Consider the following 8,593-nt stretch of genomic DNA (forward strand, 5'->3'; position numbering starts at 1 on the left):
AATCAGTATAATCCTGAGTAAGACAAAAAAAGCATATAGGATAAAAAAAATAATCAGCGCAATCAGTATAATCAGTATAATCCTGAGTAAGACAACCTCCGCTCAAACCTTCTCCGATGCCTTTAAACCTTTTTCCGGCACACCGAAGCATTACATCTGCTACCGGGCCAAAGGAAGTGTGGCCATTGATGGTAAGTTAGAAGATGCGGCATGGAAACAGGTAAACTGGTCGGATGATTTTGAGGATATTGAAGGCAAGGCCAAACCTGCGCCACGACTGCGTACACGGGTAAAAATGATGTGGGATGATCAATACCTGTATATAGCCGCCGAGCTACAGGAGCCACATATATGGGCAACATTGCGCGATCATGATGCCATCATTTTCCATGACAATGATTTTGAAGTATTCATTGATCCTAACGGAGATACACACCAGTATTACGAGCTGGAAATCAATGCGCTGAATACCCTGATGGATTTATTTATGGACAAGCCTTACCGTAATGGGGGCCTGGCCATGCTGAACTGGGATACCAGGGGCGTTCGCACCGGCGTACATGTAAATGGCACGCTTAATAATGCAAAAGATACCGACAAAGAATGGACAGTAGAAATGGCGATTCCTTTTTCTGCACTCAGCTTTTTTGGTGGCAGCCAGAAGCCCGCTGACAATAGCTTATGGCGGATTAACTTTTCACGGGTAGAGTGGGATACTGATATAAAAAACGGTGAATATGTGAAGCAGCAAAAGCCGGAAAACAACTGGGTATGGTCACCACAGAATATTATAAATATGCATGCACCTGAAAGATGGGGCTACCTGTTATTTACCACCCAGTCGCAGGCGACCTTTCAACTGCCGGCATCAGAAGATGCGAAAGCCTACCTGTGGCGCATTTACTATGCGCAGCAGACCTACAGGCAACGCAATGGCAAATATGCCAATAGCCTCGATGTATTGAAAATGCCTGCCAAAGAAACAGCCACCGATGGAAAAGTGTATAACTTTTCGCTGGAAGGAATTTCTTCACAGTTTACTGCGGTCGTTACCAGCAGCAGCTTTCCCGGCGCTATGAGTATTAACCAGGAAGGAAAAATCGGAGATAATAAAACAAAGTAGAACGGAATGCAAATAGCTTCTACGCATAAAGGGTAAGGAGCGTAAATGGCTGTTCGAATAACCGTATGAGTACAAGGAGTTGGAGACCACGATCTGCCCAATAACACGACAGGAACATTAAAAAAATAGAAAATAACGGATATGGATAAACGTCTTTTTATTAAATCATTAGGTATTGGAGGACTGGCGTTAGCGGCTCCGTTGTTACCTGCAAGTGCTGCGGTGGCCACTAAAAAAGCTCCCACACTGGAGAAAACGGCGGTGCAACACCGCGTGTGGATCAATCCTGATCATAAAGATACTGCTGCCATATTGCAGCCAAGATATGCTGCTTACAGAAGAGCAGGCATCACGGATATCATGTTTGAAGCCGATAGCGAAGTGCATTTCAAAACGGCGAAAGCAAATGGCATCAAAGCGCATCGCTGGATGTGGACAATGAACCGCGGCGAGAAAGACTTGCTGGCAAGTCATCCTGAATGGTATGCCAAAAACCGTAAGGGTGAATCCTGTGCCGATCATCCACCTTATGTAGATTACTACCGGTGGCTGTGTCCCAGCAAACCGGAGGTGGTAAATTACCTGAAAGACCAGGTAGAAAAAATTCTTCGACTGGATTATGTAGATGGTATTCACCTGGATTATGTGCGCTATTGTGATGTGATTTTACCGGTAAACCTGTGGAGTCATTACGGTATTGATCAGTCGAAAGAATTACCTGAATATGATTTCTGTTATTGCGAGCAATGCCGCAATGCATATAAAGAAAAGAGTGGCGTAGATCCGCTGCAGATAGAGCATCCGGACCAAAGCCCTTCCTGGCGCAAGTTCCGCTACGATCGCATTACCAACGTGGTCAGCAACCTGGCGCAGGTAGCAAAACAACATAAAAAACCTATTTCCGCAGCGGTATTTCCAACTCCTGAAATTGCCAAACGTATTGTACGACAGGATTGGACCAACTGGCCACTGAGTGCGGTGTGTCCTATGATCTATCATGGATTTTACCGGGAAAATGTAAGCTGGATAGGCGATGCGGTAGCAGAAGGCGTGAAGGGCTTGCATGGCGCATTTCCGCTGTATGCCGGTCTTTATTTACCTGACTTCCATGGCAACTATACAGAGCTGGCAGAAGCAGTAAGATTAGCGATTCAGAACGGAGCAGCAGGTGTTTCCATTTTTGGAGAAGTAACGCCGGAAGTGCTTCGGATATTAGGAGAGAGCGCGTAGGCGAGTTTTTGTCTTTGTTCAGGATTATACTGATTTAGATGATTTTCCAGATTTACTTTTGATTTAAAAAGATTTGGGAAGATATTAGCGAATATAAATCCGCTAATATCTTCCCAAATCTTTTTAACATCTTCCAAAATCATAAAAACAAAATCTGGAAAATCATCTAAATCAGTATAATCAGTATAATCCTGAACAAAGACAAAAACTCGCATTACAGCACATTAGCTGGTCTGTTGGCAGCTGCCTTACCAAAGTCGTAGTTAGGTTTGTTGCCCATTTTAACCACCAGGGTACCGCCTTTCACGACATCCTGATGCGTGATAAAGCTGTTGCTGTAAGGCTTACCATTGAGGGTAACGCTTTGGATATAGATGTTTTCCGGACTGTTGTCAATGGCCTGTACGGTAAAGGTTTTACCTGCACCTACATTGATAGTAGCTTTATCGAACAGTGGACTGCCTAATACATATACCCCACTGGCAGGGTTTTCCGGGTAAAAGCCCAGCGAAGAGAATACATACCAGGAAGACATTGCACCGCAATCTTCATTACCAGCCAGACCTTCTGGTTTATCGAAATAAAAATCTTTCATTACCTGTCTTACTTTTTCAGCAGTTTTCCATTGGTAACCGGAGAAAGCATACATATAGGTAACGTGGTGACTAGGTTCATTACCATGTGCGTACATACCAATAAGACCAGAGATATCGCTGGAGGCTTCTGCACCCATATCGCCTTTAGCAGTAAAGAGGCTATCGAGCTTGCGGGTAAAAGCTTCATCGCCACCCATGAGGTTAATCAGCCCTTCTACATCCTGTGGTACCAGCCAGGTATACTGCCAGCCATTACCTTCGGTGAAATCGCCTTTTTCGTGAATGGAGTTGAACGGATCGTAAGGTGTTTTGAAGCTGCCATCGCTCATACGCGGACGAACAAAGCGGATGGTGCTATCGAAATAGTTTTTATAGTAGCCAGCACGTTTTTTATAGTATTCGTAGTCGGCTGTTTTACCCATTTTCCTGGCCATAGCGGCAATACACCAGTCATCGATCGCGTATTCCATTGCTTTTGAAACGGATTCATATTCTTTATCAGCGGGGATGTAGCCTAACTCTTTCACGTATTTCACGCCCAGATCGTCGCGGGTAGAAGAGGCTTTCATAGCGGCAAATGCATCTTCTGCATTGAAGCCGGTAAAACCTTTCAGGTAAGCATCTACGATAGGAGGTACTGCATGATAACCCACCATACAATTGGTTTCATTGCCCATCAGGTGCCATACTGGTAACTTGCCCTGTTGTTTGTGGATGGCGAGCATGGAGTTCACGAAACTGTTTACCTTATCAGGGTGCAGGATGGTGCTCAATGGCGCGCAGGAACGATAGATATCCCATAAAGAGAAAACGGAGTAGTTATCGAAGCCCGGATTAGTATATACTTTTTTATCTGTGCCACGGTAGCTACCATCATGATCGTTGAATAAAGCCGGATCAATCATGGTATGATACATCGCTGTGTAGAATACGCGGCGTGCAGCGTTATCTTTTGTTTCGATGTTTACTTTAGAAAGTTCCTTATCCCATTTGGCGTTGGCGCTGTTCACTGTTTTGGTGAAGTCCCAGCCTGGAATTTCCGCCTTGATATTAGCGAGTGCATTTTCGCTGCTTACCGGAGAGATCCCTACTTTCAGCATCACTTGTCCGGGAGATTTTTCAAAGGAGATAACACCCTTGGCAGCTTTTGATTTTACGGAGTTACCTGATTGTTTGGTATCTCCATCAAATACCAGGAATTGTTTTACCGGTACTGACGACTTAATCGCAAACCAGAGGCGTTGGTCTTCTGCCCAGCCTTTAGAGTAGCGGTAGCCTTCGAGGGTATATTCATCTACCTGACGGATAAATGTTTCTACTGGTGCATCCCAGCCAACCCCTTCTTTCAGGTCGATGATGATGTTAGCAGGTTGATCTTTCGGGAAAGTATATCTGTGTAAAGCAACTCTTTCTGAAGCTGTTAATTCTGCTTTGATGTTGTAGTCGTCCAGCTGTACGGCGTAATAACCCGGACGGGCTGTTTCGCGCTGGTGAGAATAGTGGGAGCCATAACCGGAAGTAGGATCTTCCTGTGTACCTCTGTTAGTTCTCACCTTGCCGGTATAAGGCATTACAAGTACATCCCCCAGGTCACCGATGCCGGTGCCACTGAGGTGCATCTGAGAGAAGCCTATTAATACACTGTCTGAGTAGTGATAACCGGAGCACCAATCCCAACCCTTCACAATATTGGTAGGACCCGTTTGTACCGCGCCATAAGGCACGCTGGCACCCAGGAATACGTGTCCATGTCCACCGGAGCCAATATATGGATCTACTGAAGCAACTGATTTACTTTCAACAAATGTTTCTTTTTTCTGAGCATCCGCCTGAGTGCTGTGAAGCAGCAGGGCAGATAACGCGAACGCGCCACCTATCTTGAATCCCGTGTTCATAATCAAAAACCTTTAATAATCTTGGCAATTTACGGCCTGATTATTACTTTTTTAGTTAATTTTTTTATAAATGGGCAACGGCCTCCAATTCCCTTACAGGCGCGGGAGCATGTTCTTTTTCTAACAAAAATTTACGGATATAGATCTCGTAGGCGATCCTTAGCCATAGCACCAGACAGGGCAAGGCTTTCAGGGCATAAGGTACCGCCAGATTTTTTCTTACCCAGGGAGTCACCAGATCTGAGTGGGAAAAGCTCACGAGTAGAATGGCAAAAAAGATGAATATATTATTCCACTTAGTAGCAGGCTGCATCACGTACCAGATACAGATAGCCGGTATCGCAATGATATAGGTAGGAGATTCTGAACTACTGCTAAAGAGTACCGGGAACATTAAAACTGAGCACAAAATGTATAAACGGTAACGGGAGTTATAACGATATCTCAATTGTGTATACTGCAGCGCGAACAGGATAACGGCTGGAATCAGCACTACCAGGCTATTGAGCCATGGAATATGAAACACCCGTTTGATAAAGCCGGCGGCCGAAATATCCTGGAAGATGGCATTGCCACCTACGTTCAAAGCATTTTTGTGTACCAGTGCGGCATACCATTCGAAGTAGCAGTTAACGATATACTGAGGAGAAGAAATGGCCATAGGCAAGGCAAACATCACCGCGCTCCATAGCAACAACCCGCCAACAAAGCGTTTTGGATGAGGACTGAAAAAGAAAAATGCCAGTCCTACGATGCCATAAAATTTGGTAAAAGTGCCTAATACGATGAAGAACGTGGCCCACAGCTCTTTTCCTTTGATCGTATTCGTAAACGTAAGAATAATGAATGCACCAATAAACTGATTCAACTGGAACCATCCGCTGGCGCCCATCAATTCCTGGGTGCATAGCAACAGGATGATGTTTTGCTGTAAACGTGTGAGTGGTAACTGCCGGATCGCGTAAAAAAGTGCGGCGGCACCTGTCATGGCCCATAAAAGAGCGCCCAGGTGTGTGTCCAGGGCGGCAAAGGGGGCAATCATGATGCTAAATACGGGGCCATAGAGGTTTACATCATAATATTCTGCCGGATAGGGTATGTATAAAGATTGCTGGTGGATGAGGTGATAAAAGACGTTCTTAAATATGAGGAAATTATTAATGTTATCCCTGGATATCTCCATGACAGTGCCCAGAAAGGCCAGTCCAAACCATAAAGACAAGATTAGCCATTCTTTTTCCGCCAAATATTTCAGCACATTCCTTTTTTCACGCATGTCGATAATTGCTTAATAATAAAAAGCTACAGTACGCAGGTATAACGCATTGGAAATGCGTATCCCTCTACTACCGGCCTTCATTATTCTGCAAATTATCTTTCAGCGATCAGGCTGATCATTTCGGGGCGTATTAGTATTCTGATTCTGCCCATTGTTTTGATTGCTCATTAACAGCGTATACCACTGCTGCTGTCACTAATGCACCTAAAACGATAAGAGAAGTTATTAATAGTATCATAGCAAACTCGATTTTTTCACATGTACTCAAATGTAAAGAAAAAACTTAGCATGCGGATTTACCGCAGGGTATTTGGTCATAGGGAGATGAATACCAGGCAGATTACCTACGGATCTACGGCCATCGACAACGGGCTTTGGTAAAGGATGTGATGATGCGTATCATGCCGGAGCAGCTTTCAGGTTTGGAGAAACAATTTTCGTAAATTACTCCCATGAGTGCAATGGGAAGCCCTAGAAAAAAACGTTCCGGCAAGGACGAGAAATTAACCTTCAAAGAGCGACTGGCCGCGTTACGTAACCTGCCGGCATTTTTCCGTATGGTATGGCAAACGAGTCCCGGTCTTACAATTGCCAATAGTGTGCTGAGGGTGGCACAATCCGCCATGCCGTTATCTTTACTTTATGTAGGTAAACTGATCATAGACCAGGTAGTACAGCTGAATAAAGATCCGCATCATTCCAGCACCTGGCTTTGGCAGCTGGTGGCTATTGAATTTGGGCTGGCCATTATTTCGGACGCGTTGAGTCGCGCGATTTCTTTACTGGACGGATTGTTAGGCGATCTTTTTGCCAACCATACGTCTGTAAAAATTATGGAGCATGCCGCCACCTTAGACCTGGATCAATTTGAAGATGCAGAATTTTACGATAAGCTGGAACGTGCCCGGCAACAGACTTCCGGCCGAACAGTTCTGCTGGCGCAGGTTTTAAGCCAGGTCCAGGATATGATCACCATTGTTTTTCTGGCAGCAGGGTTGGTGTTATTTAATCCGTGGCTGATATTACTGCTGTTGCTCGCCGTGATACCGGCGTTTTTAAATGAGTCGCACTTCAACGATCTATACTATAAATTAGCTTGGGGGCAAACTTCCGACCGGCGGGAGCTGGACTATATCCGTTACCTCGGGGCCAGCGATGAAACGGCGAAAGAGGTGAAAGTATTTGATCTGTCTAATTTCCTCATCAACCGTTTCCGGGTAATTTCCAATAAGTTTTATACCGATAAAAAAGTATTGCAGGTCCGGGAGTCGGTATGGGGAACGGCATTCGCCGTATTAGGCGCCGGTGGCTATTATGCAGCTTATGTAATCATCATTCTGCAAACCATCAGCGGGCATCTCAGCATTGGTGATCTGGCTTTTCTGGCGGGATCTTTCCGGCAGTTGCGCAGTACTTTCCAAGGCATTCTAATTCGTTTTTCTACAGTTACACAAGGCGCCTTGTACCTGCGGGATTTGTTTGAGTATTTTGAGATACAGCCTAAGATGGTGGCGCCCAGGCATCCGCGGCCTTTTCCCAATCCCATACAGCAGGGATTTACTTTTGAAGATGTTGGTTTTAAATATATCAACTCCGAGAAATGGGCGATCCGTCATTTGAACTTCACCCTGCATGCCGGCGAAAAACTGGCACTGGTAGGGGAGAACGGCGCCGGAAAAACCACGCTGGTAAAGCTGCTTTCCCGTTTATACGATCCCGTAGAAGGCCGGATTTTATTAGATGGCATAGACCTGCGGGAGTATGACATGAAAGAATTACGTACACAGGTAGGCGTTATATTCCAGGATTTTCAACGTTACCAGATGACGGTGTCGCAAAATATTGCGGTGGGCAATATTGCGCAAAGCAGCAACCAGCCGATGATAGAAGACGCCGCTAAACAAAGCCTCGCTTACCCACTGATAGAAAAGATGCCATTAGGATATGAACAGATGCTGGGGCGTCGCTTTAACCAGGGGATAGAGCTTTCCGGTGGTGAGTGGCAAAAGATAGCGCTGGCGCGGGCTTACATGAAAGACGCGCAGCTGCTGATACTCGATGAGCCCACGTCTGCACTGGATGCGCGGGCAGAGTACAACGTATTTCTTCGCTTTGCAGATCTTACCCGCGATAAAACTGCAGTACTAATATCGCATCGTTTTTCTACGGTGCGCATGGCCAATCGCATACTAGTGCTGGAAAAAGGCGCTTTAGCGGAGATAGGTAGTCATGAGGAGCTGCTAGAAAAGAAAGGGCGTTATGCGGAGTTGTTTGAATTGCAGGCGGCGGGGTATAAATAAATACACAAACGCGATTTTTTGTCTTCCCCAGGATTATACTGATTTAGATGATTTTCCAGATTTTTACTTTTGATTTAAAAAGATTTTGGAAGATGTTAGCGAGTATACATCCGCTAACATCTTCTAAAATCTTTTTAACATCTTCTAAAATCACAAAAACAAAATCTGGG

5 protein-coding genes are annotated in these 8,593 nt (G+C 45.1%); 3 read left to right on the forward strand and 2 right to left on the reverse strand.

The window, feature by feature from the left end; all coding sequences use genetic code 11:
* Together VIP81_RS22065 and VIP81_RS22070 are read left to right on the forward strand one after the other, a co-directional pair.
* Nucleotides 1-1,123, forward strand: a 1,123-nt coding sequence (locus VIP81_RS22065) for a carbohydrate-binding family 9-like protein (protein WP_331966441.1), incomplete at its 5' end; no start/stop codon positions are given.
* A 141-nt stretch (nt 1,124-1,264) separates the two neighbouring features.
* On the forward strand, nt 1,265-2,353 hold the full coding sequence (locus VIP81_RS22070) for a family 10 glycosylhydrolase (RefSeq protein WP_331966444.1): 1,089 nt from the start codon (nt 1,265-1,267) through the stop codon (nt 2,351-2,353).
* Between the two features lie 214 nt (nt 2,354-2,567).
* Here VIP81_RS22070 and VIP81_RS22075 read toward each other — a convergent pair whose 3' ends face one another.
* Nucleotides 2,568-4,844: a GH92 family glycosyl hydrolase gene (locus tag VIP81_RS22075; RefSeq protein ID WP_331966448.1), complete on the reverse strand. Its 2,277-nt coding sequence runs from the start codon at nt 4,842-4,844 to the stop codon at nt 2,568-2,570.
* Between the two features lie 64 nt (nt 4,845-4,908).
* On the reverse strand, nt 4,909-6,120 hold the full coding sequence (locus tag VIP81_RS22080) for a glycosyltransferase family 87 protein (protein WP_331966451.1): 1,212 nt from the start codon (nt 6,118-6,120) through the stop codon (nt 4,909-4,911).
* A gap of 455 nt (nt 6,121-6,575) precedes the next feature.
* Here VIP81_RS22080 and VIP81_RS22085 point away from each other — a divergent pair, with 455 nt between their 5' ends.
* Nucleotides 6,576-8,423 carry an ABC transporter ATP-binding protein gene (locus VIP81_RS22085; protein ID WP_331966454.1) on the forward strand — a complete coding sequence of 616 codons (1,848 nt, stop codon included), beginning with the start codon at nt 6,576-6,578 and terminating at the stop codon, nt 8,421-8,423.
* Nucleotides 8,424-8,593: the final 170 nt, after the last annotated feature.

Origin of the sequence: Chitinophaga sp. (assembly GCF_036566945.1) — a bacterium.
Lineage (GTDB): Bacteria > Bacteroidota > Bacteroidia > Chitinophagales > Chitinophagaceae > Chitinophaga.